The 24187-nt window shown below is 71.3% G+C and carries 26 protein-coding genes and 2 pseudogenes; 13 read left to right on the top strand and 15 right to left on the bottom strand.

The annotated features are described in order from the left end of the window. Positions 1–197: pseudogene (locus tag M878_RS54920) on the bottom strand (hypothetical protein); the annotation flags it as partial. Between the two features lie 263 nt (positions 198–460). On the opposite strand from M878_RS54920, the gene M878_RS54915 reads away from it, so the two are divergent. From M878_RS54915 to M878_RS97295, 4 genes are all read left to right on the top strand, one after another. Further along, positions 461–1429 carry an SCO0930 family lipoprotein gene (locus tag M878_RS54915; protein WP_023545010.1) on the top strand — a complete coding sequence of 323 codons (969 nt, stop codon included), beginning with the start codon at positions 461–463 and terminating at the stop codon, positions 1427–1429. Between the two features lie 258 nt (positions 1430–1687). Next, positions 1688–2500, top strand: coding sequence for an SAM-dependent methyltransferase (locus M878_RS54910; RefSeq protein ID WP_023545009.1), 813 nt, complete (start codon positions 1688–1690; stop codon positions 2498–2500). Then, positions 2497–4641 carry a putative bifunctional diguanylate cyclase/phosphodiesterase gene (locus M878_RS54905; RefSeq protein WP_023545008.1) on the top strand — a complete coding sequence of 715 codons (2145 nt, stop codon included), beginning with the start codon at positions 2497–2499 and terminating at the stop codon, positions 4639–4641. The genes M878_RS54910 and M878_RS54905 overlap by 4 nt, the downstream gene beginning before the upstream one ends. Before the next feature lie 8 nt (positions 4642–4649). After that, on the top strand, positions 4650–4832 hold the full coding sequence (locus M878_RS97295; RefSeq protein WP_158692635.1) for a hypothetical protein: 183 nt from the start codon (positions 4650–4652) through the stop codon (positions 4830–4832). A gap of 128 nt (positions 4833–4960) precedes the next feature. Here M878_RS97295 and M878_RS54900 read toward each other — a convergent pair whose 3' ends face one another. Continuing rightward, positions 4961–5845, bottom strand: a complete 885-nt coding sequence (locus M878_RS54900; protein WP_023545006.1) for a LysR family transcriptional regulator — start codon at positions 5843–5845, stop codon at positions 4961–4963. Positions 5846–5964: 119 nt separating this feature from the next. On the opposite strand from M878_RS54900, the gene M878_RS54895 reads away from it, so the two are divergent. The 5 genes from M878_RS54895 (at position 5965) to M878_RS54875 (ending at position 11298) form a co-directional block, all read left to right on the top strand. Continuing rightward, positions 5965–6636: a succinate dehydrogenase gene (locus M878_RS54895; protein WP_023545005.1), complete on the top strand. Its 672-nt coding sequence runs from the start codon at positions 5965–5967 to the stop codon at positions 6634–6636. Position 6637: 1 nt separating this feature from the next. After that, entirely contained in the window at positions 6638–8587 is a 1950-nt protein-coding gene (locus tag M878_RS54890) for a fumarate reductase/succinate dehydrogenase flavoprotein subunit (protein ID WP_023545004.1), read from the top strand. Then, entirely contained in the window at positions 8584–9333 is a 750-nt protein-coding gene (locus tag M878_RS54885) for a succinate dehydrogenase/fumarate reductase iron-sulfur subunit (RefSeq protein WP_023545003.1), read from the top strand. Before M878_RS54890 ends, M878_RS54885 begins: the two co-directional genes overlap by 4 nt. Positions 9334–9577: 244 nt before the next feature. Beyond that, positions 9578–10348, top strand: a complete 771-nt coding sequence (locus tag M878_RS54880) for a GNAT family N-acetyltransferase (RefSeq protein ID WP_023545002.1) — start codon at positions 9578–9580, stop codon at positions 10346–10348. Next, positions 10348–11298 carry a lysophospholipid acyltransferase family protein gene (locus tag M878_RS54875; protein WP_023545001.1) on the top strand — a complete coding sequence of 317 codons (951 nt, stop codon included), beginning with the start codon at positions 10348–10350 and terminating at the stop codon, positions 11296–11298. The genes M878_RS54880 and M878_RS54875 overlap by 1 nt, the downstream gene beginning before the upstream one ends. Here M878_RS54875 and M878_RS54870 read toward each other — a convergent pair. From M878_RS54870 to M878_RS54845, 6 genes are all read right to left on the bottom strand, one after another. Further along, positions 11274–13604 carry an ATP-binding cassette domain-containing protein gene (locus M878_RS54870; RefSeq protein ID WP_023545000.1) on the bottom strand — a complete coding sequence of 777 codons (2331 nt, stop codon included), beginning with the start codon at positions 13602–13604 and terminating at the stop codon, positions 11274–11276. The two genes, M878_RS54875 and M878_RS54870, sit on opposite strands and share 25 nt — an antisense overlap. Before the next feature lie 32 nt (positions 13605–13636). Next, entirely contained in the window at positions 13637–13825 is a 189-nt protein-coding gene (locus M878_RS54865) for an antitoxin (protein ID WP_023544999.1), read from the bottom strand. Positions 13826–14007: 182 nt separating this feature from the next. After that, positions 14008–14325 (bottom strand): SDR family oxidoreductase, encoded by a 318-nt coding sequence (locus tag M878_RS54860; protein WP_158692634.1) that lies wholly within the window; start codon positions 14323–14325, stop codon positions 14008–14010. Between the two features lie 42 nt (positions 14326–14367). Further along, entirely contained in the window at positions 14368–14619 is a 252-nt protein-coding gene (locus tag M878_RS54855) for a DUF5133 domain-containing protein (RefSeq protein WP_023544997.1), read from the bottom strand. A 125-nt stretch (positions 14620–14744) separates the two neighbouring features. Beyond that, positions 14745–15677, bottom strand: a complete 933-nt coding sequence (gene ligD, locus M878_RS54850; RefSeq protein WP_023544996.1) for a non-homologous end-joining DNA ligase — start codon at positions 15675–15677, stop codon at positions 14745–14747. Positions 15678–15687: 10 nt separating this feature from the next. Beyond that, on the bottom strand, positions 15688–15858 hold the full coding sequence (locus M878_RS54845) for a hypothetical protein (RefSeq protein ID WP_031224122.1): 171 nt from the start codon (positions 15856–15858) through the stop codon (positions 15688–15690). A 173-nt stretch (positions 15859–16031) separates the two neighbouring features. On the opposite strand from M878_RS54845, the gene M878_RS54840 reads away from it, so the two are divergent. Both M878_RS54840 and M878_RS54835 read left to right on the top strand, forming a co-directional pair. Next, a complete protein-coding gene (locus M878_RS54840; RefSeq protein WP_023544994.1) occupies positions 16032–16532 on the top strand; it encodes a DUF6328 family protein in 501 nt (166 codons plus the stop codon). Between the two features lie 15 nt (positions 16533–16547). Continuing rightward, on the top strand, positions 16548–17960 hold the full coding sequence (locus M878_RS54835) for an RtcB family protein (protein ID WP_023544993.1): 1413 nt from the start codon (positions 16548–16550) through the stop codon (positions 17958–17960). 68 nt (positions 17961–18028) lie between these two features. Here M878_RS54835 and M878_RS54830 read toward each other — a convergent pair whose 3' ends face one another. The 5 genes and pseudogenes from M878_RS54830 to M878_RS54815 form a co-directional block, all read right to left on the bottom strand. Next, positions 18029–18484, bottom strand: coding sequence for an archease (locus M878_RS54830; RefSeq protein ID WP_031224121.1), 456 nt, complete (start codon positions 18482–18484; stop codon positions 18029–18031). A gap of 66 nt (positions 18485–18550) precedes the next feature. Next, entirely contained in the window at positions 18551–18970 is a 420-nt protein-coding gene (locus M878_RS54825) for a CBS domain-containing protein (protein WP_031224120.1), read from the bottom strand. Positions 18971–19160: 190 nt separating this feature from the next. Further along, positions 19161–19463: a hypothetical protein gene (locus tag M878_RS99465; protein WP_245238034.1), complete on the bottom strand. Its 303-nt coding sequence runs from the start codon at positions 19461–19463 to the stop codon at positions 19161–19163. 173 nt (positions 19464–19636) lie between these two features. Further along, complete coding sequence (gene ligD / locus M878_RS54820) at positions 19637–20674, bottom strand: non-homologous end-joining DNA ligase (protein WP_023544988.1); 1038 nt, start codon at positions 20672–20674, stop codon at positions 19637–19639. 96 nt (positions 20675–20770) lie between these two features. Then, positions 20771–21790, bottom strand: a pseudogene (locus M878_RS54815) (proton-conducting transporter transmembrane domain-containing protein); the annotation flags it as partial. A gap of 244 nt (positions 21791–22034) precedes the next feature. Between M878_RS54815 and M878_RS54810 the strand changes: the two are divergent. After that, on the top strand, positions 22035–22724 hold the full coding sequence (locus M878_RS54810; protein ID WP_023544986.1) for an HhH-GDP family DNA glycosylase: 690 nt from the start codon (positions 22035–22037) through the stop codon (positions 22722–22724). Positions 22725–23006: 282 nt separating this feature from the next. Here the strand turns inward: M878_RS54810 and M878_RS54805 are convergent, their stop codons facing one another. Then, complete coding sequence (locus tag M878_RS54805) at positions 23007–23234, bottom strand: hypothetical protein (protein WP_023544985.1); 228 nt, start codon at positions 23232–23234, stop codon at positions 23007–23009. Positions 23235–23313: 79 nt separating this feature from the next. Further along, positions 23314–23556, bottom strand: coding sequence for a hypothetical protein (locus M878_RS54800; protein ID WP_245238030.1), 243 nt, complete (start codon positions 23554–23556; stop codon positions 23314–23316). A 115-nt stretch (positions 23557–23671) separates the two neighbouring features. Between M878_RS54800 and M878_RS54795 the strand changes: the two genes are divergently transcribed. Continuing rightward, the gene (locus M878_RS54795; protein ID WP_023544983.1) at positions 23672–24187 is read left to right on the top strand and encodes a phosphatase domain-containing protein; all 516 of its coding nucleotides are present in this window, start codon (positions 23672–23674) and stop codon (positions 24185–24187) included.

Genomic DNA, 24187 nt, shown 5'->3' with positions numbered 1-24187 from the left:
GGCCAGGGCGGCGGAGCCGGCCAGTGGTGGCCACCGGCGTAGGCCAGCGCCACCGTGCCGTCCGGTCCCGTCGAGGCGTACGCACAGGCGTCGGCGGACGCGCTGCCGACCGGGCAGCCCACCAGGGTCCAGGTCAGCGCCACCAGGGCCAACACCCGTGCTGCGGGCGCGCATCGGGTCACTTCGGGTCCATGCACGACGAAGATCATGGGGTGCGCATCCCGGTCGTACGCCGTAGTGCGCCGGGATTGCTCCGAAAGGGGGACATAGGGCGATCAATCGTTTGACGAGGTCTGGGGTGTCATGGGCGTGATGCGCACGCCCGTACGGCCCTCGCGCGGGAAATTCCCGGAGAACTTCCCCTCCCGGTTGAACACTCCGGCCCCCTCCGTGCGTACCCATGGCCGTGCGGCGGCGCGGCAGAGCGCTGCAACATTCAGGCGAATATGGGGAGTTGGACATGAAGACCTCCTGGCGGACCGCCTCACTGGTGGCCACAGCCGCTTCGGTGCTGGCGCTGACGACGGCGTGCGGTCAGGACAACAGCACCACTCCGGCCTCGGCGGCCCAGAACGTCGGAGCCACCGCCCCCGCGGGCAGCCCGACCACCGGCGCCGGAGTCGGCACCGGCACCGCGGCGGGCAACGGGTACGGTGCCGACGGCAACCAGAGCTCCGGCTCGCCGGCCCAGGCCGCCCCCGCGGGCAAGCTGACCGTGGCTGCCAACCCCGATCTCGGCAACGTGCTGACCGACGGCTCCGGACTCACCCTCTACCGGTTCGACAAGGACACCGCCAATCCGCCCAAGTCGAACTGTGACGGCGACTGCGCCAAGACGTGGCCGCCGGTGCCCGCCGGCGACGCCTCCGCCGGCGCCGGCGTGGACAAGGCGCTGCTCGGCGAGGTCACCCGCGCCGACGGCACCAAGCAGCTCACCATCGCAGGCTGGCCCGCCTACCGCTACGTCAAGGACGTCAACGGCGGTGACGTCAACGGCCAGGGCGTGGGCGGCAAGTGGTTCGCGCTCGCCCCCGACGGCAAGAAGGCCTCGCTGGCCTCCCTGCCCGGCCTGTCCGTCCGCAAGGACCCCAAGCTCGGCGACATCATCGTCGACAAGAACGGCAGGACCGTCTACCGCTTCCTGAAGGACAAGGCCTGGCCCAAGGTCATCTCGAACTGCACCGGAGCCTGCCTGGAGAAGTGGCCGGCCGTCGGCATCGTCAAGCCCGGGGACACCCAGGGTGTCAAGAAGAAGGGCCTGATGGGCTTCACCCGCCCCGACGGTGTCCAGCAGATGACCGTGAACTGCTGGCCGATCTACACCTTCTCCGGGGACAAGGCCCCCGGTGACACCAACGGACAGGGCGTGGGCGGCACCTGGTACGCCGTCGCGCCCGACGGCAAGCCGGTCGGCGCTCCGGGCAAGTAGATCACCTCCCCAGGGTCGATCGCCCCGCCCGGCCCGGAGCGCCGCCGAAGGTCCGCCCCCTCCGCACCGCACGGAGGGGGCGGACCGTTTTATGTACCGGAATCCGTTACACAGCGGTGTCATACGGGCACTTGCCGCAGGCAGTGGCGGGGAACGGACGGTCAATTTCCGGTTTGGGTCGCTCCTTCGGCGGGCGATCAGTAGCCTCAGCTCGAACACCGGATCGCCTGCCCTGTCGTCTACGCGTTGGAGTGATACATGGAGCGCCCCGCCTGGGCCCCACGGAGCATCGACATCTCGGTGCCGAGCGTCTCGCGGATCTACGACTACTACCTGGGCGGTTCGCACAACTTCGAGGTGGACCGGGACGCGGCCCGCAGGGCGATGGAGTTCATGCCGGGGCTGCCGAAGATCATGCAGGCCAACCGCGCGTTCATGCGCCGCGCCGTGCGCTTCGCGGCTCAGCAGGGCATCACGCAGTACCTGGACATCGGCTCCGGCATCCCGACGTTCGGCAATGTCCACGAGGTGGCCCAGGCGGCCGTACCGGGCGCCCGCGTGGTCTACGTCGACCACGACCCGGTCGCCGTCGCGCACAGCCAGGCGGTGCTGGCGGGTAACGACGATGCGGATGTGGTCGCTGCGGATCTGCGCAAGCCGCGGGAGATCCTCTCCAGCCCTCAGGTCGAGAGGCTGATCGACCTGAACCGCCCAGTCGCCCTCCTCCTCGTTGCCATACTGCACTTCGTGGAAGACGCGGACGACCCCTACGGTGCGGTGGCCGAGCTGCGCGAGGCGCTCGCGCCCGGCAGCCTGCTGATCCTCACCCATGCCTCGTACGAGGGAATCCCGGTGCCTGCCGAGCGGGCCGAGGGCGCGGTGGACGTATACAAGGACATTCGCAATCCGCTCATCATGCGCTCGCGCGACGAGATCGCGCGGTTCTTCGAGGGGTACGACATGGTGGAACCGGGACTGGTGCCGATGCCGCACTGGCGGCCGGAGTCGGCGCCGGAGGACGAGGATCCGTTCGCCTTCTCCGGGTTCGGCGGCGTGGGGCGTACGGCGTGAGGGCCGGGCCGGACGGGCCGGAGGGCAGACTGCGCCGGTTCACGACGATCTGGAGCCGGGCCGTCTACCCCGTGACCTCCACGTCGCTGACCCGCGCCGAGTTCGAGGCGGAACTCCTCCCGCTCGCACGCCGGTTGAGCGAGCTTCTGCGGGCCCGCGACTTCGACGCGGACGGCGCGAAGGCCGTCGGCGCCGCGCTGGTCGGCGCGCACTGCACCGACCCCGAGGCCCTTGCCCGGACCCTGGACTGCGTCGACGCCTATCTGGTGCTGTACTGCGCCGAGGACGGCCCCCAGGACCAACCGCGCATGCGCTCCTCGCGGTTGCAGCACGCGATGGCCGCCGGGTACGCCGGGGCGCTGCGCGAGCGCACCCTCACCGAGCAGGAGTCCATCGCCCAGGCCGCGTTGCAGGCCCAGGGCCTGGTCGCCCAGGCCCTGCACGCCAGCGAGGCCCGCTTCCGCGCGGTGTTCGAAGGCGCCGCCATAGGGATCGGCATCGCCGACCTGGAGGGGAACGTCCTCCAGGTCAACGAGGCGCTGCTGCGCATGTTCGGGCAGTCCGACCACGCCCTGCGCGGCCGCCGCGTCCAGGACTGGGTGCATCCCGAGGACGCGCCCCAGACCTGGAAGCTCTACGACGAACTCGTCCGCGGCGAGCGCGAGCACTATCACCTCGAAAAGGCCTTCAACCGCTCCGACGGCACGGTGCTGTGGACCAATCTGACGGTCTCCCTGCTGCGTGACGCCGATGGCGCACCCCAGTACCAGCTCGCCCTCATGGAGGACACCACCGAGCGCCGGCTGCTCAACCTCCGGCTGCGCTACGAGGCGACGCACGACGCCCTCACCGGCCTGCCCAACCGCACGCTGTTCTTCGAGCGCCTGGAGAAGGTGCTGGCCGCGGGTGAGGGGCAGCGCTTCGGCCTCTGCTATCTCGACCTGGACGGCTTCAAGACCGTCAACGACAGTCTCGGGCACGCGGCCGGCGACCGGCTGCTGGTGGAGGTCGCCGACCGGCTGCAGTCCTGCGCGACCGCGCCCGGCGAGATGGTCGCCCGGCTCGGCGGCGACGAGTTCGTGGCCCTGACCACAGGGCCGGGCACCGCGCGCGCGGTGGACGAACTCGCCGACCGCATCATGAGCGCCCTGATCACCCCGATCAGCATCGACGGCCGGGACCTGATGGTGCGCGGCAGCCTCGGCATCGTCGAGGGCCCGGCCGGCGAACGCACCGCGGCCGAGGTGCTGCGCAGCGCCGACATCACCATGTACCGGGCGAAGTCGGCGGGCGGCAACCGCTCCGAACTCGCCGACCCCGAGGCCGACGCCCGCGCCATCACCCGCCACGGCCTCACCACCGCCCTCCCCACCGCCCTGGAACGGGGCGAGTTCTTCATCGAGTACCAGCCGCTCGTCCACCTCGGCGACGGCAGTGTGCGCGGCGCCGAGGCCCTGGTCCGCTGGCTGCACCCGCAGCACGGGGTGCTCGGCCCCGACCGCTTCATCCCGCTCGCCGAGCACACCGGACTGATCGTGCCGCTCGGCCGCTGGGTCCTGGAGGAGTCCATCCGGCAGGCCCGCGCCTGGCGAGAACGCCACGGCGAGGAGACGGCCCCCGGCCCCCTGCGCATCAACGTCAACCTGTCGCCGTGCCAGCTCAGCCATCCCGGCCTGGTGCAGGACACCGTCGACATCCTGGAGCGCGCGGGCGTCGCCCCGGACGCCCTGTGCCTGGAGGTCACCGAGTCCGCGCTCATCGGCGCCGACGACGATCTGCTCAAACCCCTGCACCGGCTGGCCGAGATGGGCGTCGACATCGCCCTGGACGACTTCGGCACCGGGTACTCCAACCTCGCCAACCTGCGCCGCCTGCCGGTGAGCATCCTCAAGCTGGACCGCTCCTTCACCATGGGCATGCAGCAGTTCCCCGCCGACCCCGTCGACCTGAAGATCGTCGAGGGAATTGTCACCCTCGCCCACAGTCTCGACCTCGCGGTCACTGTCGAGGGCGTCGAAACCGGTGCCCAGGCCGAGCAGTTGCGCATACTGGGCTGCGACACGGCCCAGGGCTGGTACTACGCCAGGCCGGGCCCACCGGAGCGGCTGCACGACTTGGCCCTGGTGGACGCAACGGGCTGATCGGGGGTGTGGGGGCTGTATCGATGTGCGGCTCCGCCGCGTGGACATGGGTGAGCGGCCTGCCGCGCTCCGGAGGGGGCGCCCCTCAGACGTACGCCCTCGCCGGTGGCCGGCCCCGCTCCCTCGCGGCCGACGGCAACCGCGTCTTCGTCCTCAACCATGCGGCACTGCTGGCGCTGCCGGTGTACTAGTGCCCCGACAGACGACGTTCGCCCCGTCGAGACGCCCGGCAACCGGACGCCGCTCCGTTCCCTGACGGGCAGACGTTGCCTTCCGGGGCACCAGGCCGCGTCGGCTGCCCAGGACTGGCGGAACACCGTCACCGCTCAAGCAGCATCCGCTGAAGCTCACGCGCGGCCCGAGGTGGAGCGACGTCACTGCGATGAGCCAGTGCGATGGTCCGATGCAACCCGGGCCGAGCCAACGGGGTAACCCGCAGCCCCAGCCCCACCCGGGTGGCGACCATGCGCGGCACCACGGCAACCCCAAGTCCGGCCCGCACGAACCCCAGCACCGCGTCCATCTCGCCCCCCTCCACCGCGAACTCCGGCTCGAACCCGGCGGAGCGACACGCGGAGACGGTCAGTTCCCTGAGGTCGTAGCCGTGCCGGAACATCACCAGCCGCTCGCCCTCCAGATCGGCGACGCGCACCACCCGGCCACCTCGGCCAGGGGCCGGAACCTCGGGTGAGGACACCACCACCAGCTCCTCCCGCAACAGCTCCACCGTCGACAGCGCCGGCGCAGGCGTCGGCAGCGGAAGGACGATCAACGCGAGATCAAGTGCGCCGCGTGCCAGCCCGCGCACCAGGTCGTGCGAGCCGCCCTCCTCGATCAGCAGCTGGATGCCGGGATAGCGGTCGTGGAAGGCGCGCAGCACATCCGGCAGCAGACCCGTGCACAGACTCGGCGTCGCCCCCAGCCGCACCCGGCCCCGCCGCAGCTGCACCAGCTCCTGCACCTCGTACCGGGCGGTGTCCGCGTCGGCCAGGATCCGCCGGGCCAGCGGCAGCAGCGCCTCGCCCGCGTCGGTGAGCGTGATGTTGCCCCGGGCACGCAGAAACAGATCCGCGCCCAGCTCCCGCTCCAGCGCCTTGATCTGCTGGGACAGCGACGGCTGGGCGACATGCACCAGCTCGGCGGCGCGGGTGAAGTGCCGGGTCTCGGCGACGGCGACGAAATACTGAAGCTGCTGGAACTGCATGTTTTCACCATAGCTTCTACCTATTGAATCCAGCCGGACCATGTCTTGGACTGATCGGGCCCATCGGCCCTAGCGTGCGTGGCATGGCTCTGGCAACGCGGACGGACCGACGGCCGTCCATGGCGCGCACGATGTGGGACTCCTCCGTCGGCAAGAAGACGGTGATGGCCGTCAGCGGCGTGATCATGCTGCTCTACCTGGTCGCGCACATGATCGGCAATCTGAAGATCTACTTCGGAGCGGGCGAGTTCAACCACTACGCCCACTGGCTGCGCACCGTCGGCGAACCCTTCATGCACTACGAGTGGACGCTCTGGCTCATCCGGATCGTCCTCGTCGTCGCCGTGGTCGCCCACGCCACGTCCGCCTACCAGCTCAGCCGCCGGGACATCAAGGCGCGGCCCAGCAAGTACGTGCACTCAAGGCCCCGGGCGAGCTACGCCACCCGCACCATGCGCTGGGGCGGGATCATCCTCGGCCTGTTCATCGTCTGGCACGTCCTGGACCTGACCACGGGCACTGTGCACCCCGGACACTTCCAGAACGGGCACCCGTACCAGAACGTCGTCGGCGACTTCTCCCACTGGTACAGCAACATCATCTACATCGTCGCGATGCTCGCGCTCGGCCTGCACATCCGGCACGGCTTCTGGAGCGCCGCGCAGACCCTCGGCGTCGGCAGCCGCGCCCGCGACCGCGCCCTGAAGGCCGTCGCCAACGTCCTCGCGCTGCTGCTCACGGCCGGCTTCATCGCCGTACCCGTGGGCGTCATGACCGGAGTGGTGAGCTGACATGACCGAATACGTGAACTACGCGACGGGCGAGCCGGTCACCGACGCCAAGGCCCCGTCCGGCCCGGTCAACGAGCGCTGGGACAAGCGCCGCTTCGAGGCCAGGCTGGTCAACCCCGCCAACCGGCGCAAGCACACCGTCATCGTCGTCGGTACCGGCCTCGCGGGCGGGTCCGCGGGTGCGACCCTCGCCGAACAGGGCTACCACGTCGTCCAGTTCTGCTACCAGGACTCCCCGCGCCGCGCCCACTCCATCGCCGCGCAGGGCGGCATCAACGCGGCGAAGAACTACCGCAACGACGGCGACTCGATCCACCGGCTGTTCTACGACACCGTCAAGGGCGGCGACTTCCGCGCCCGGGAGTCCAACGTCCACCGGCTCGCGCAGATCTCGGTGGAGATCATCGACCAGTGCGTGGCCCAGGGCGTGCCCTTCGCCCGCGAGTACGGCGGCCTGCTCGACACCCGCTCCTTCGGCGGCGTACAGGTCTCGCGTACGTTCTACGCCCGTGGCCAGACGGGGCAGCAGCTGCTCCTCGGCGCCTACCAGGCTCTCAGCAGGCAGATCGCCGCGGGCAACGTGGAGATGCACCCGCGCACCGAGATGCTCGACCTGATCGTCGTGGACGGGCGGGCCCGGGGGATCGTGGCCCGCGACCTGATCACGGGTCGTGTCGACACATACTTCGCGGACGCCGTCGTCCTCGCCAGCGGCGGTTACGGAAACGTCTTCTACCTGTCGACCAACGCCATGAACTCCAATGCGACCGCCGTCTGGCGGGCGCACCGGCGCGGCGCCCATTTCGCCAACCCCTGCTTCACGCAGATCCATCCGACCTGCATCCCGCGCACCGGCGACCACCAGTCCAAGCTGACGCTGATGAGCGAGTCGCTGCGCAACGACGGCCGTATCTGGGTGCCGAAGGCCAAGGGCGACACCCGGCCCGCGCACCAGATACCCGAGGACGAGCGCGACTACTACCTGGAGCGCATCTACCCGTCCTTCGGCAACCTGGTCCCGCGCGACATCGCCTCCCGCGCCGCGAAGAACGTCTGCGACGAGGGGAGGGGTGTCGGTCCCGGCGGGCAGGGCGTCTACCTCGACTTCGCGGACGCCATCGAGCGGATGGGGCGGAGGGCCGTCGAGGCCAAGTACGGCAACCTCTTCGACATGTACCAGCGGATCACCGACGAGGATCCGTACGAGGTGCCGATGCGGATCTACCCGGCCGTGCACTACACGATGGGCGGCCTGTGGGTCGACTACGACCTGCAGACCACCGTTCCGGGACTGTTCGCGATCGGCGAGGCCAACTTCTCCGACCACGGCGCCAACCGGCTCGGCGCCTCCGCGCTGATGCAGGGCCTGGCCGACGGCTACTTCGTGCTGCCGGCCACCATCAACGACTACCTGGCCCGCAACCCGCACCAGGAGCCGGTGACGGCCCGGCACCACGCCGTCCAGGAGGTGCTGGCCGAGACGGAGGACCGGCTGAACCTGCTGCTGTCCGTGGACGGTGACCGTACGCCCGACTCCTTCCACCGTGAACTCGGCGAGCTGATGTGGGAGTTCTGCGGCATGGCTCGCAGCGACTCCGGGCTGCGCAAGGCCCTGGAGCGCATCCCGCAGATCCGCGAGGAGTTCTGGCGGCGCATCAAGGTTCCGGGAACCGGCGAGGAGTTCAACCAGTCGCTGGAGAAGGCCAACCGGATCGTCGACTACCTGGAGCTGGCCGAGCTGATGTGCCTGGACGCGCTGCACCGGTCCGAATCCTGCGGCGGCCACTTCCGCGAGGAGTCCCAGACCCCGGACGGCGAGGCCGCCCGCAAGGACGAGGAGTTCTCCTACGCGGCCGCCTGGGAGTTCAACGGCACCGGCCAGGCGCCCACCCTGCACAAGGAAGACCTGGTCTTCGAGTACGTCCACCCCACTCAGCGGAGCTACGCATGAAGCTCACCCTGCGCGTCTGGCGGCAGAAGAACGCCTTCGCCGACGGCGCCATGTCCACGTACGAGGTGGACGGCATCTCGTCCGACATGTCCTTCCTGGAGATGCTGGACGTCCTCAACGAGCAGCTCATCCTCGCGGGCGAGGATCCGGTCGCCTTCGACCACGACTGCCGCGAGGGCATCTGCGGCGCGTGCTCGCTCGTCATCAACGGCGACGCGCACGGTCCCGAGCGCACCACCACCTGCCAGCTGCACATGCGGTCCTTCCAGGACGGCGACACGATCGACATCGAGCCGTGGCGGGCCGCCGCCTTCCCGGTGATCAAGGACCTGGTCGTGGACCGGTCCGCCTTCGACCGGATCATCCAGGCAGGCGGCTACGTCACCGTGCCGACCGGGTCCGCGCCGGAGGCGCATGCCACGCCGGTGCCGAAGGCCGACGCGGACTTCGCGTTCGAGCACGCGGAGTGCATCGGGTGCGGGGCGTGTGTGGCCGCGTGCCCGAACGGCGCGGCGATGCTGTTCACCTCCGCCAAGGTCAACCACCTGAACGTGCTGCCGCAGGGGGCGCCCGAGCGGGAGACACGGGTGCTGGACATGGTGGCGCAGATGGACGCGGAGGGCTTCGGCGGGTGCACGCTGACCGGTGAGTGCGCCACCGCGTGCCCGAAGGGGATTCCCCTGGTGTCCATCACCAGCATGAACAGGGAGTGGCTGCGGGCCACCCGGAAGGTCGGGAAGCGATAGCGCCCCACGGAGAGTGAGACGTTCGTCGCACAGGCGAACGGGCGGGGCCGGGAGCGGTGCTCTTCCCGGCCCCGTCTGGCTCTCCGGTGATCGCCGGGACCCCGGCGTTCAACATTCCCACATCCTCTCTCCGGGCACAGGTCACGCGCTCGCCAACCGGCATCGGAAGAACAGGAGCAGCAGGCCGTACGCGCGGCCCGCCGCCGTCGCCGTCGCCGAACCGGCCCGTGACCAGGAGAGAGCCATGACCGGCGTTTCCACCCTAGACCGCCCCCCGCAGCCAGCGGCACCGACCCGCTACACGGTCACCCTCGCCCGTGACGAGGACGACGTGCGCGCCGCGCAGCGGCTGCGGCACGACGTCTTCGCCGGGGAGATGGGGGCCCGGCTGGCCACCCCGCAGCCGGGCCTCGACGCCGACGCCTTCGACGCCTACTGCGACCACCTGCTGGTGCGCGACACCGTGACCGGCCAGGTCGTCGGCACCTACCGGCTGCTGCCCCCGGAACGGGCCTCGGTCGCCGGGCGGCTCTACTCCGAGGGCGAGTTCGAGCTGGCCGCCCTCGACGGGATCCGGCCCTCCCTGGTCGAGGTCGGCCGCTCCTGCGTGCACCCCGACCACCGTGACGGCGCCGTGATCAGCCTCATCTGGGCCGGCATCGCCCGCTACATGGTCGACCGCGGCCACGAGTGGCTGGCGGGATGCTGCTCGGTGCCGCTCGCCGACGGCGGCACCCTCGCGACGGCCACCTGGGAGCGGGTGCGCGCCAAGCACCTGGCACCCGGGGAGTTCCGGGTACGGCCGCTGCTGCCGTGGATCCCGAACGGCGAGGCCCCCGCCGGGCACACCGACCTTCCGGCCCTGCTCCGCGGCTACCTCCGCCTCGGCGCCTGGGTGTGCGGCGAGCCCGCGCACGACCCGGACTTCGGGGTCGCCGACCTGTACGTGCTGCTGTCGATGCGCCGGGTCAACGCGCGCTATCTGCGGCACTTTCTCTCCCTCGTGCTGGCCTGATGAGCGTCTGGCTGCCCACCGCGCCCTGTACCCCGGGCGCCTGTGTGGAGCCGGCTCCGGCCGCCGCGGCCGTACCCCGGGCCGTCCTGCGGCTGACCGCGGTCGTGGTCCTGGTGCTGGCCGGGGTCACGCTGATTCCGCTCGGCGGGAGGATCCCCGCCGAGTGGGTCAGGCGGTGGTGCCGGGCCATCGTGCGGGCCATCGGGGTCCAGGTCCGGATCACCGGCGCCGCCGCACCGTCCGGCGGACTGCTGCTGGTCGCCAACCATGTCTCGTGGCTGGACATCCCGTTGCTGACCGCCGTACGCCCGGCCCGGATGCTCGCCAAGACCGAGATCCGGCAGTGGCCGGTCGCGGGCGCGCTGGCCGCGCGCGGCGGTGCCCTGTTCATCGAACGGGACCGGTTGCGCGCCCTGCCCGAGACGGTCGCCCGGATCGCCGAGGCGCTGCGCCAGGGCGCGGCCGTGGCCGCCTTCCCTGAGGGCAGCACCTGGTGCGGGCGGGCCCACGGCCGCTTCCACCGGGCCGTCTTCCAGGCCGCGCTCGACGCGGGTGTGCCCGTGCAGCCGGTGCGGCTCCGCTACACACAGGAGGGCGGCACGGCCAGCACGGCCGCCGCGTTCGTCGGCGAGGACACCCTGCTCGCCTCCCTGTGGCGGGTGGCCCGCACCCGGGGCCTGATCGCGGAGGTGGAGATAAGGCCGGTGATCACGCCGAGCACTCATCCCGACCGCCGCAGCCTCGCTGCCGCGGCCCAGCCGGTCGTTTCCGAGCCTGACTGGACGCACACGGCCCTGGTCACCGGCGCTCAGGACCGCCTCCGAAGGGGCGCGGGGCTGTGTCCGACATGCGGCTACCGCTGCGCGGGCGCGACCAGCCACGACGTCGCCGCAGACGACCGACGGCGCATCGTGGCACTCTCTCCTCAGGGCATCACCCGCGCCAGATAGGGACCCGTCGCACTGCCCGCCGCCGAGGCGACCCGCTCCGGCGGACCCGACGCCACGATCCGCCCGCCCCGGTCACCCCCGCCGGGGCCCAGGTCGACCACCCAGTCCGCGCCCGCGACCACCGTCATGTCGTGCTCGACCACCACGACCGTGTGCCCGGCGTCGACCAGCCCGTGCAGCCGGTCCATCAGCACCTCCACATCGGCCGGGTGCAGCCCGGTCGTCGGCTCGTCCAGCAGATAGAGGGTCTGGCCGCGCCGGCCGCGCTGCAGCTCGCTCGCCAGCTTGATCCGCTGGGCCTCGCCGCCGGACAGCTCGGTCGCCGGCTGACCGAGCCGCAGATAGCCGAGGCCCACGTCGAGCAGCGTGCGCAGGCTCCGGGTGGCGGCCGGGACGTCGTCGAAGAACTCCGCCGCGGCCTCCACCGTCAGATCCAGCACCTCGGCGATGTTCCGCTCCCGGTACGACACCTGGAGCGTCTCCGGGTTGTAGCGGGCGCCGCCGCAGTCCGGGCAGGGTGCGTAGGTGCTCGGCAGGAACAGCAGCTCGACGCTGACGAACCCCTCGCCCTGACAGGTCTCGCAGCGCCCTCCGGCCACGTTGAAGGAGAACCGGCCGACCCCGTACCCGCGCGTCCGCGCCTCCTCGGTGCCGGCGAACACCTTGCGGACGACGTCGAACAGGCCGGTGTAGGTGGCCAGATTGGAGCGCGGGGTCCGCCCGATCGGCCGCTGGTCGACCCGGACCAGCCGGTCCACGCCGGCCAGCTCCTCCGTCAACGCGCCGATCAGCGTGGACTTTCCGGAGCCGGACACCCCGGTGACGGCGGTGAACGCGCCCAGCGGGAACCCGGCCGTCACCTCGCGCAGGTTGTGCCGGGTCACCGGACCCACCGTCAACCAGCCGCGCGGCTCCCTGACTTCACGCGCCGGGCCGGGTGACTCGTCGAACAGGAAGGCCGCCGTAGCCGACTCCTCCACCGATGCCAGCTCGGCCGGCGGCCCGCTGTACAGGACGCGCCCGCCGTGCTCGCCCGCGCCGGGGCCGACGTCCACCAGCCAGTCGGCGCCGCGCACCACCTCCAGGTGATGCTCCACCACGAACACCGAGTTGCCCGCGGCCTTCAGCCGCGCCAGCACGGTCAGCAGCGCCTCGGTGTCCGCCGGGTGCAGTCCGGCGGACGGCTCGTCCAGCACGTACACCACGCCGAACAGCCCGGAACGCAACTGCGTGGCGAGCCGCAGCCGTTGCAGCTCACCCGCGGACAGCGTGGGCGTGGACCGGTCCAGGCTCAGATAACCGAGGCCCAGTTCGACCACCGGCGCGATCCGGGACTTCAGGTCCTCGGTGAGGACCCGGGCGGTGTCGTCGCGCCCGTCGAGCAGTACGGCGAGATCGGTCAGCGGCAGCGCGGCCAGTTCGGCGATGGTCCGGCCGCCGAAGGTCACCGCGAGCGCCTCGGGCCGCAGCCGGCTGCCCCCGCACACCGGGCAGGGCGTGCTGGTCAGGAAACGCTCCGCCTTCGCCCGCAGCGAGGCCGACTTGGTGTCCGAGAACGTCTTCAGCACATACCGGCGGGCGCTCATGTACGTGCCCTGGTACGGCCGTTGGATACGGTCCGCGTCCCGGACGGGGTGGACGGTGACCACCGGCTGCTCGTCCGTGAACAGGATCCACTCCCGCGCCCCGGCGGGCAGCTCGCGCCAGGGCCGGTCCACGTCGTGGCCGAGCGCGTCGAGGATGTCCCGCAGGTTCTTGCCCTGCCAGGCGCCCGGCCAGGCGGCGATGGCCCCCTCGCGGATGGACAGCCCGGGGTCCGGGACCAGCAACTCCTCGGTGGTGTCGTGCACTTGGCCCAGCCCGTGGCACTCCGGGCAGGCCCCGGCCGCCGTGTTCGGCGAGAACGCGTCCGACTCCAGCCGCTCCGCGCCCGCCGGATACTCCCCGGCGCGAGAGAACAGCATGCGCAGGGAGTTGGAGAGCTGGGTGACCGTGCCCACCGAGGAGCGGGAGGTGGGGGCCGAGCGGCGCTGCTGCAGCGAGACCGCCGGCGGCAGCCCGCTGATCTCGCCGACCTTCGGCGCCCCGACCTGGTGGATCAGCCTGCGCGCATACGGTGCGACCGACTCGAAGTACCGCCGCTGCGCCTCGGCGTAGATCGTCCCGAACGCCAGGGACGACTTCCCCGAACCGGAGACGCCGGTGAACACGGCCAGGACGTCGCGGGGGATGTCGACGTCGACGCCTTTGAGATTGTGTTCGCGGGCGCCGCGGACGCGGACGTACGGGTCAGGAGGGCTGGGCATAGACGCACAACTCTATCCGCGCCCGTGCGCCGCTACTGCGGAGGGTTGTCCTGGCGGTTCTCGTCGATGAACTCGTCCGCTTTCTGCTGCGCGGTGTCCACCTGGGAGCGGTACTTGCCCTGGGTCCGCTCGTCGATCATGTCGCCCGCCTTGTCGACGCCCGTTTTGGCCTGGTCCTCGTGACCCTTGAGCATCTGCTTGAGCTTGTCCATCACGGACATGGCAGCCCTCCTCATCACTCGAGGCTTCCCTCCCAGGGTCACCGTCACCGGCCGCGTTCGCATCTCGGGGCCCACGCGTCGTGGTGGCGCGAGGCCCAGGCCGGTACGGCATGGGCTTTCGCGGTGTCGTCGAGCCGGCCGTGCGTGCCGAGGTCACGCCCGCCGGTGCCGGCGCATCCTGGTCAGCGACCGAGCGCGGATCCGGCCTGTACGACGGCGCCGTGGTCGCGCGGCAGCTTCCGGCGCAGTGCGGCCCGTGGGCCGTACCCGTAACCGGGGTAGCAGACCTCGATCGGGCCCGGTTCACGTTCGGTCCGGGCCGCGGCGGCCTCCAGGGCACGGGCGTCGGCCACGTCCGCCGGCCGCGCGAGAGCGGTGCCACCGGTCGTGCGTACCCCGGCCGCCACCGCGTCGAGCCCGGTCTCTCCACGAGTCACGACGACACGCGGCCGGTGAGAGGTACGACGGGACGCCCGGAACCTGGCTGATGCGCTGCTCATGGCCTCCTCCTCCGAGTGCCGGGCGCCAGCTCGGCGGAGGCCTCAGGGGAGGGCGGTGCGTGCTCGGCGGGCACGGTTCGGCTTCGCGCCGGCGGAGGACGAGGCGAGCAGGCGTTCCGCCAGCGCCGCGGCCTCGGTGGCGTCGCGTTTGCCCATGAGTACGCAGAGTGTGTAGGCGGTGTCGTCGTACTGACGGCGGCGGAGTGGATTCGCCGGACTCCGCAGAAGGCGGGCCTGCGCGATCCGGTAGGCGCGCAGCGCCGTGGCGGCGGTTCTGAGGTCGGGCATCAGCATCTGCGTCTCCGTTCTCCCGCGCCGGGCCGGATCCATCCGGATCGGTGATGTCTGTGGGCCGCGAGGGGGCGGTTCATGCGCCTTTCCATGGTGCGCGCCGAAGCCCGGCCCGGCGACTCATCCGTTCAGGTGAGGTCGTCCAGACGCTGTTGTGCCGTGCGCAGGGAGCGGCGGCAGCGGCTCAGCCCCTTCCACGGGTCGCCGTACTCGTCGAGACGCTCGGGAAGGGTGCGCAGTGTCCAGCGGCGCGGGCCCAGGTCCGGGTCGTCGAGCTCGTCCCAGTCCAGCGGGGTGGCGACCGGAGCGTGCGGGCGGGCGCGTACGGCGTAGGGGGCGACCGAGGTCTGCGCGTAGGCGTTGCGCTGGGTGTCCAGGTAGAGGCGGCCCCGGCGCTTGTTCTTGCGCGGCTCGGTCGTCAGCCGGTCGCTGTGCCGCGCGGCGAGCAGGTCGGCGACGCGCCGCGCGAAGTGCCGTGCCGTGTCGAAGTCCGTGCGCCGGTCGAGCAGGACCAGCAGATGCATGCCCCGCGATCCGGTCGTCATCAGCGCGGGGCGCAGCCCGAGTTCGGTGAGCAGAGCACCCAGAGTGCGGGCGCTCCACCGTACGGCCTCGAAGTCCTTCTCCTCGCCCTCGGGAGGGTCGAGGTCGAAGACCAACCGGTCGGGGCAGTCCAGGCAGTCCGCGGGGCTCAGCCACGGATGCGGCGTGATGCAGGCCTGGTTGGCCAGATAGACGAGGGTGGCCGTGTCATCACACACCGCCATGGTGAGGCGGCCACCCTCCTTGGGCACCTCGACGGTGCGGATCCAGCCGGGGAAATAGTCCGGAACGTCCTTGTGGAAGAAGGACTTTCCCCGGTACCCGTCGGGGTACCGCTCCATCACCAGCGGCCGGTTCTTCAGATGCGTGAGCATCGGTCGCGCCACGGAGCGGTAGTAGTCGACCAGTTCGGCCTTGGTGATCCCGTCGTCCGGAAACAATTCCTTGTCCGGGTTGGACAACGGCACCCTACGGCCGCCGACCCGGATCTCGTCCTTCGTGCCGGCCTTGGCGGTCATGACCGCGTTTTCACCACCAGTGCCAGCGGCGCCTGACTCCACCAATGGCCGCACTGCGGAACAGGAAGCCCACGAGCCACACGACGAACACCACGAGAGCGATCCACCAGAGAATCTTCACCGCGAAGCCGACGCCGAAGAGCAGCAGTGCCAGCAGCAGGAACAACAGGACGGGAAGCATGGTCTGCACCTCCTGCCGTCCGAGTTTCCCGGAATGCGCGGATCAGACCTCCTGCCGGTGGACCTCCGTAGACCTCCGGCGGACCGGACCGCCCGTTCCAGGGCCGGGCGTGTACAGGATGCCTTCCTGGGTACCGGGACGGCGGGGGCGCAGCCGCTGATCCAGGAGGAGCCGTGACGGGCACCGAACGGGGTGGGGGCACCACGCGCACCGGGCGCGACGAGACCCCGGAGGAGCGGGCCGACCGGAGATGGGGAGAGCTGATCCAGGAGGTCCGCGTCGCCCAGACGGGCGTCCAGATCCTCTTCGGCTTCCTGCTCACCGTCGTGTTCACACCGAGGTTCGCGCAGCTTGACCGGACGGACCGGACGATCTACATCGTGACCATCGTCCTCGGCGCCGCGGCGACCGGGGCCCTGATCGGACCGGTGTCCGTGCACCGGCTCGTCGCCGGACGGCGCGTGAAACCGCAGACGGTCGGGTGGGCCGCCCGGCTGACCCTGGTCGGCCTGGTCCTGCTGCTCGCCACGATGACCTCCGCGCTTCTGCTCGTCCTGAGAGTCGCGACCCATGACAGCTCTGTGCTCTGGCTGGTCGCCGCGGTGCTGGCCTGGTACCTGCTGTGCTGGTTCGCCTGGCCCCTGTGGACGCGGCACCGGCACACGACCAGGTGACCGCGGGAGGATGCCATGGAACTCGTCGAGGAGCGGCCCTACCGCTTCCGCATCGAACGACACGGGGACATGCGGGTGCCGGGCCTGGTGTTCGCCTCCCGGCAGCTGCTGAAGGACGCCGAGAAGTCGCTGGAGCAGGTGGTCCACGTGGCCACGCTGCCCGGAATCGTCGGCGCCTCGTACGCCATGCCGGACATCCACTGGGGCTACGGCTTCCCCATCGGCGGTGTGGCGGCGACCGACGTGGACGAGGGCGGCGTGGTCTCGCCCGGCGGGGTCGGCTTCGACATCTCCTGCGGGGTACGGCTGCTGGCAGCCGACTGCGACCGTGCGGAGCTGCGGCCAGCCCTGCTCGCGGTCATGGACGGCCTGGACAGGGCGATCCCGCGCGGGGCCGGCCCCGGCGGGGTGTGGCGGCTGGACGGGCCCCGGCAGCTGGAGCGGATCCTCCAGGGCGGGTCACGCTACGCGGTGGAGCAGGGGCACGGCGAGGAACGCGACCTGATCCGCTGCGAGGACGGCGGGGCGGTCGCCGACGCGGACGTGACCCGGGTCGGCCCGCGGGCACGCGAGCGCGGCCTCGGACAGGTCGGCAGCCTCGGCTCCGCCAACCACTTCCTGGAGGTGCAGCAGGTCGCCCGGGTGTACGACGAGCGGGCCGCGGCCGCGTTCGGGCTGGCCGAGGGCCAGGTGTGCGTGATGATCCACTGCGGGTCGCGCGGCCTCGGACACCAGATCTGCACCGATCACGTGCGGGAGATGGGCCGCGCCATGGCCCGCTACGGCATCACGGTGCCGGACCGGCAGCTGGCCTGCACCCCCGTGGACTCGCCCGAGGGGCGCGCGTACCTCGGTGCGATGGCCGCGGCCGCCAACTACGGGCGCGCCAACCGCCAGCTGCTCACCGACGCGGCACGCCGGGTCTTCGAACGGGCCGCGGGAGTCCGGCTGTCGCTGGTGTACGACGTCTCCCACAACCTCGCCAAGATCGAGACCCATCCCGTGGACGGGACACGCCGCCGGCTGTGCGTCCACCGCAAGGGCGCCACCCGCGCCTTCCCGCCCGGCCATCCCGATCTGCCCCGCGATCTGCGCGGGGTGGGGCAGCCGGTGCTGATCCCCGGCACCATGGGCACGGCCTCGTACGTCCTCGCCGGAGTGCCCGGCGGGGGCGCCTTCGCCTCCACCTGCCACGGCGCGGGCCGTACGATGAGCCGCCACGAGGCCGTGCGTACCATCACCGACAGGCAACTGCGGGCCAGGCTGGAACGGGACGGCATCGCGGCACGCCCGCTGTCCTGGCGCGGCCTGCCCGAGGAGGCGCCGGAGGCCTACAAGGACGTCGACGCGGTGGTCGCAGTCGCCGAGGAGGCGGGGCTGTGCGGCAGGGTGGCCCGGCTGGTTCCGCTCGGCGTGGTCAAGGGGTGACGCGAGGACGTAGTCAAGGGGGACACGGGGACCGTCAACCGGCCTCGGCGTCACCGCTCATACGTCGCTCATACGTCGACGGTCACCCCGCAGGACCAGCCGTACGGGTCGGGCCCGATGTGCAGCCGATGCCAGGACACGCCCTTGGGCGGGGCGCCGGTGACCTCCACCGTGTCGAGTCCGGCGACCGCCAGCCGTATGCCGAGACCGTCGCCGACCGCCTCCGCCTCCACGTCGACCGGCACCTCACCGCGCACTTCCAGGCGGTAGACCACCTCGTCCAGGAGGGTCGCCAGCAGCTCCTCGTCGCTTCCTTCGGCCAGTTCCAGGCGCTCCACGGCGGTGGGCCGTACCCCGGAGAGGTCGGCGAAGCACTCCACCAGCCCCAGGACCGCCTCCGCGAGGCACCGCTCGCGGCTCGGCCCCCATGCCTCGATCCCCACGTCGGCCGTGTGAGGCACCGTCCGATGGCCGGCGGTGCCCTGCCGCCGCGCCAGCAGTTCGTCGCCCGTGTCGCCGACCATGTCCACCACGTGCCCATTTCACGGACCCGCACACCGCCTCACGGAGTACACGTGCGCCGGGCCGGCCTACCGGTTCGGCCGCGCGGCGCTGATGTCGGCGAGTGCCGAGTGAGGATCCCGTTCGACGGCCAGGTCGCCCAGGCTGAGCGCCCCGACCAGCCGGTCGTCGTCGACGACAGGCAGCCGCCGCAGAGTGTGTTCCCGCATCAGACGGATCGCCTCGTCGACCGGGTCCTGGGACGAACACGTGACCATGTCCCTGCTGCACACCTGCCCCACCACCGTCAGCGTGGGGTCACGCTCGTCGGCGAGGGCCCGGACCACCAGATCGCGGTCCGTCACCAGACCGCAGACGTGGTCGCCCTCCGTGACGATGACATCGCCGATGCCGTTCTGCCGCATGAGCCGTGCCACCTCGGTGAGGGGCGTCTTCTCGGACACCGTCACCGGATTCTGCGTCATGATCTCCCGCACGTACCGAGTCACGGCCACCCACCTCCGTCCGCCGTGCACGACGAGCGCCGACGACTCCTCGCGCACCCACCGGGTACCCGTGGACGTCCCCCCGACGCCCGTCCTCCCGGCAGTGCGGTCGCACCGGCCGCGACATCCTGGTCCGGGCGCGGCACAGAGCGGTGACGCAGTGCGCTGCCCCTTCCGGCCGCGGTGAGTGAGTTCAGGCCCGCGTGCCGGGTCCCATCATCGGGCCGACCGTGGTCCGACGGTGTGCCCTGCGCGGACGCGGGCTCCTGCGATGGTGTGCCGCTCCGCTCACCATGGCCAGGCCCAGGCAGAAGATGAGAGCCAGTGCGAGACCGGAGCAGAAGAGTCCGAGCGGGCTGAGCGTGGCGATGTGGTGGCCGAGGACCGACACGCCGTACTGCTGCGGACCGCCGGACAGGTTGTCGGCGATCGCCAGAGCCGTGAAGGCGCCCGTGGCCGCGAGGAGAAGCAGTCCGAGGAACAGCATCCGTTTCATCTCCCCAAGAAGACGTCCTGTCTGTACGAGTACCTACGCCACGGCGGATTACACTGCGCCCGCCTCGTCCCGGCTCTTCCTCGCCCTCTCCGCGCGCCGGCAGCGCAGCAGCTCCTCGCCGTTCGGACGTCCCCCAGCGGGGTCGCCGGCCTGGTCGTGGCCCTCGCGGAGTGTCACGTCGGACCCGGCTTCCCGGGCCGCTCCCGTACGACCTTGTGCGCGGGCTTGTCGGTCCGCAGGCCGACGAACCGCGGATGGCGCAGCTTCCCGTCTTCCGTCCACTCCGTGAACCCGATCTCGGCGACGAGCCGAGGCTCGGTCCACTGGGCGCCGCGCTCCCGCGGGGGACTGCCTGAGAAGGGGGAGCGGCCGCGCTCCAGGCGGTCCATCCGCGCACGCAGTGCGTCGAGCGTCCGGCGGTCGTAACCGGTACCGACCTTGCCCGCGTAGACGAGGCGTCGCCCCTCGTAGTAACCGACCAGCAACGCGCCGAAGCCGGTGCGGCTGCCCGCGGGCTCGGTGAATCCGCCGATCACCAGTTCCTGCCGCCGCCCGCACTTGAACTTCAGCCACTTCGTCGAGCGCCGGTGCTCGTAGTGGCTGTCGGCGCGCTTGGCGATGACGCCCTCCCAGCCGCGCTCGCACGCCTCGCGCAGGTACGCCTCGCCGTCGGCATAGCGGTGCTGGGTGAAGCGCAACGGCGGGGAGAAGTCCAGGGCGCGGCGCAGCAGGGCCTTGCGGGTGCGCAGGGGCAGGGCGGTCAGATCATGGCCGGCCAGGTACAGCACGTCGAACACGTAGTACGTCACCGCCACACGGCTGGCGCGCGCCCGGCGCGGGTCGTGGATCCCGATGCGCTGCTGCAGCCGCGCGAAGCTGGTCCGCGAGCCCTCGAAGGCCACGACCTCGCCGTCCACCACGAAGTCGGCGCAGTGCTGTTCATCGAGTGCGTCGGTGATCTCGGGATAGGTGTCCGTGAGCGACTGGCCGGTACGGGACAACAGCCCGGCCCGGGCGCCGTCACGGACGCCCAGACACCGCTCCCCGTCGAGCTTGCGCTCGAATATCCACTCCGGATCCGAGAAGTAACGCTCCGTCAGTGTCGCCAGCATCGGCCTGGGGCTCTCGGGCCGAGCCGCTCGCCGCAGTGCCGTGCGCTCCTCGCCGGGCACACTCTCGAACAGATCCGTCACAGACGCGGAGACGGGCATACTCATCCACCTCCATCCACCGCAAGGCCCGATCCACCGCAGGACCGTTTTACGCGCCCCCCGAGTTCCCGCTCGACGAGGGCGCATGCCGACGCACTACACCGCCATGACGACGAGGAACACCGCCACACCCACGGCGAGCCAGGCGACGTAGTCGCCGAGGTGACCCGAGTGCAGCCGGCGCAGCGGCAGCACCAGGCCACGCCCCACCGCCCGGCCCACAGGTCCGACGCGAGCCGCGCCCCGCCACTTCGCACCCCGCACGGCGGCCGCCGTGAGCAGCGCGGCCAAGGCGGTCGAGGCGAGCGCGAGGAGCACGCCCTCGGCGGACCATCCGGTGTCCGGCACGGGGGAGGACGGGGCGGCGGAGTGTCCGTAGATCGCGGTGGTGTAGGCGGTGCGGTCAGTGAACTGCCGGGCGGCGCGGCCGAGTGTGCCGCCCACCGCGGGCAGCAGTCCGACGGCCAGCGAAGCGCAGAGCAGGACGGCCGGCACGGCGAGCGCTCCCGCGGCCGGGGGCCCCGCGTCGGCGAAGATCCGGGCAGAGGCGCGCAGTACGGCCCCGCCGGTGGCGGCCGAGACGAGGACGAACACCGAGGGCAGCCAGGGGCACAGATCCTCGCCGGCGTGTTCGGTGACGGCCTTGCCCAGGGCGGTGCCGAACGGCGGCAGACCGGCGAGCGCCAGCCCGCCGAGGGCGAACAGCGCACCGGCGAGCGGCAGATCACGCCCTCGCCCGCGCAGCCCGTGTTCGTCGACGGAGCCGTGCCGGTCGAGAAGGACGCCCGTGGTGGCGAACAGAGCCGCCTTCACCCCGGCGTGCGCGGCGACGTAAAGGGCTACCCCGGCGGTTCCGGCAGGGCTGAGCAGCGCCACGCCGATGAGGAAGAGCCCGACGTGGCCGACGGTCGAGAAGGCCAGCATGCGTTTGAGGTGCCGCTGCTGCCAGCACATCACCGCGCCCACCAGTGCGGTCAGCACACCCGCGGCGACGAACACGGCCCGCAGGTGCGGCTGCGCGATGCCGTGCGGGCCGGAGAAGACCGTCCAGTACACGCGCACGGCGCCGTAGACGCCGAGCTCGACCATGACGCCGGACAGCAGCATGCACACCGGGGTCGGCGCGACGGTGGCCCGGCCGTCCGAGCATCACCGCGATGGAGCACGACCCGTCCCCATGCCGTCCTCCGCCCGCGGCTGGATCCACAACCGTGGGCTCCGGTGCGGCAGAGCCCGGCATCAATCGGACCGGGACGGGTACGCGGATGAGGCACCGGCGCGCGCAGTGATGTGCGCGCTGATTCCGGCGGAACCCACGAGTGGACGAAACCGATGAAACTGTTGAATCGGTGACCGGACGATGATCACGAAGACCACGAAGTCCGACAGGAAATCCAGCGGGAGAACGGCCGGCGCGACGGACAAGGCTGTCGTCCGCGCCCTGCTCGACCGACAGCAGCGCACCTATCCGGCGCAGGCCGGCATCCGGCTGCGCAACACTCCCGCGCCGCTGTACCAGACGCTCGTGCTCGCGGTACTGCTCAGCGCCCGGATCAGGGCTGACATCGCGGTGGCGGCGGCCAGGGCGCTGTTCGAGGCCGGAATGCGCGACCCGCGTGCGATGGCCGAGGCCTCCTGGCAGAAACGCGTCGACGCACTCGGAAAGGGCGGCTACCGCCGCTACGACGAGCGCACCTCCACCATGCTCGGCAAGGGAGCCGAGCTGCTGCTCGAACGATACGACGGTGATCTGCGCCGCCTGCGCGAGGAACCCGATCCGAAGAGGGCTCTGTTGGACATCCCCGGGATCGGGCCCACGGGGGCCGACATCTTCCTCCGCGATGTCCAAGGAGTGTGGCCGGAGTTCGCGCCGTACATCGACCGCAAGGCCCTGGACGGCGCCCGGCGCCTCGGACTTCCCGCCTCGCCCGAGAAACTCGGCGGCCTCGTCCCCGGCCGTGACATGACCCGCCTGGCCGACGGTCTGGTCCACGCGGCCCTCGACCGGCCGATGGCCGACGAGGTGCTCGCCGCCGCCGAGGCGCCATGACGGACCCGCCGGCCAGGAAACCCACGATCCACGGGACCGCTGTGATGTGCCTTCGCATGCTCATTCTCGACCACCCACGAATCCGTCTGTTCCTCTGGCGTCCCGTCCTGGCACTCGCGAGTGCGTCGGGAGGCGGTTCGGAAGAAACGGAACGCGCTGAGGGTGAGACAGAGGGAGAAGCACAGGAACCGCCGGACTAGCGGAGGAGGATGCCGCCGTCGTGTTCCGACCCGGCCACTCGGCGCTCGTGTGGCCCCTGTGCTGTACTCGGACGCTCGCGCGTCACGGTGTCCACGACGTCCCCCGCCACTCCTCCGGCCCACCCCCGTGCCACTCGATCACCGGCGACTCGGCGACATCCAGCTCGTCCACCCCCTCCAGCCCGGCCCGCTGCAAGAACGCCGCCAGATCGTGCAGGCCGAACGCCGTGCCGAGGGTCTCGCCGTCGACCTGGACACGGCGGCCACCGCGCTCGGACGGCGGGAACACGATCACGCGATGCTCGGCCATGACCCACCCCTCACCTGAACGAGCACGGGTACGGGCATGACACCAGCCTCACCCGGGTTGCTGGCGGGCGCACGTCCGGTTACTCCACGGCAGGGTCCTCCTGCGTGTGCCGCACCGCGGCCTTGACCGCCTGCCCGACCTCGTCCGGGCCGGCCTCGGTCGCTGCGGCGTACGCAGTGATCGCCGCCTGGACGGCCTCCATGGCCGCGCGCCAGCGGCGCCACTGCTCGTCATACTCGTCGCCGGTCAGACCCGCGAGCTTCGCCCGCTCCTCTTCGGCGGAACGCTCCAGCCTGATCAATTCGTCGGGGATGTCTGCCACGACCGGATCATAAGAGGACATCTCAGTCGGCGCACGAGCTGAGTAGCCGAGTACATGAACTCACGGGCACCACCAGCGAGCTACCGCCGATCAGGACACCGTCTAAGGTGACCGCGTGACCGACAGCGACAAGCGGCCGCTCGCCGTGTTCGATCTCGACAACACCCTGGCCGACACCGGCCATCGGCAGCACTTCCTGGAGGCCCGGCCGAGGAACTGGGCCGGTTTCTTCGCCGCCGCGCCCGCGGACCCGCCCCTCGCCGAGGGGGTCGCGTTGGCCGTGGAGAGCGCTCGGGAGTACGAGGTCGTCTATCTCACCGGCCGCCCCGAGCGGTGTCGGCGCGACACCCTGGACTGGCTCGCGGCCCACGGGCTGCCGGAGGGGCGGGTGTACATGCGGGGCGACGCAGGGCGGGCGGGTGGAGGAAGAGGGGACCGCAGGCCCGCTCGGTTCACCAAGCTGGAGATCCTGCGCCGGCTCGCCCAGGACCGCGAGATACGTTTCCTCGTGGACGACGACGAGCTGGTCTGCGACGACGCCGAGCGCGCCGGGTTCACCGTCGTACGGGCCCGCTGGGCCGCGCAGTCCGAGGCGCTTCAGGAGGCTCAGGAGCGGGAGGGCCGTACCTGA

The sequence above is a fragment of the Streptomyces roseochromogenus subsp. oscitans DS 12.976 genome, from assembly GCF_000497445.1.
GTDB lineage: Bacteria > Actinomycetota > Actinomycetes > Streptomycetales > Streptomycetaceae > Streptomyces > Streptomyces oscitans.
The sequence above is the reverse complement of the archived record's forward strand: the minus strand, read 5'-3'. Positions and strand labels throughout refer to the sequence as shown.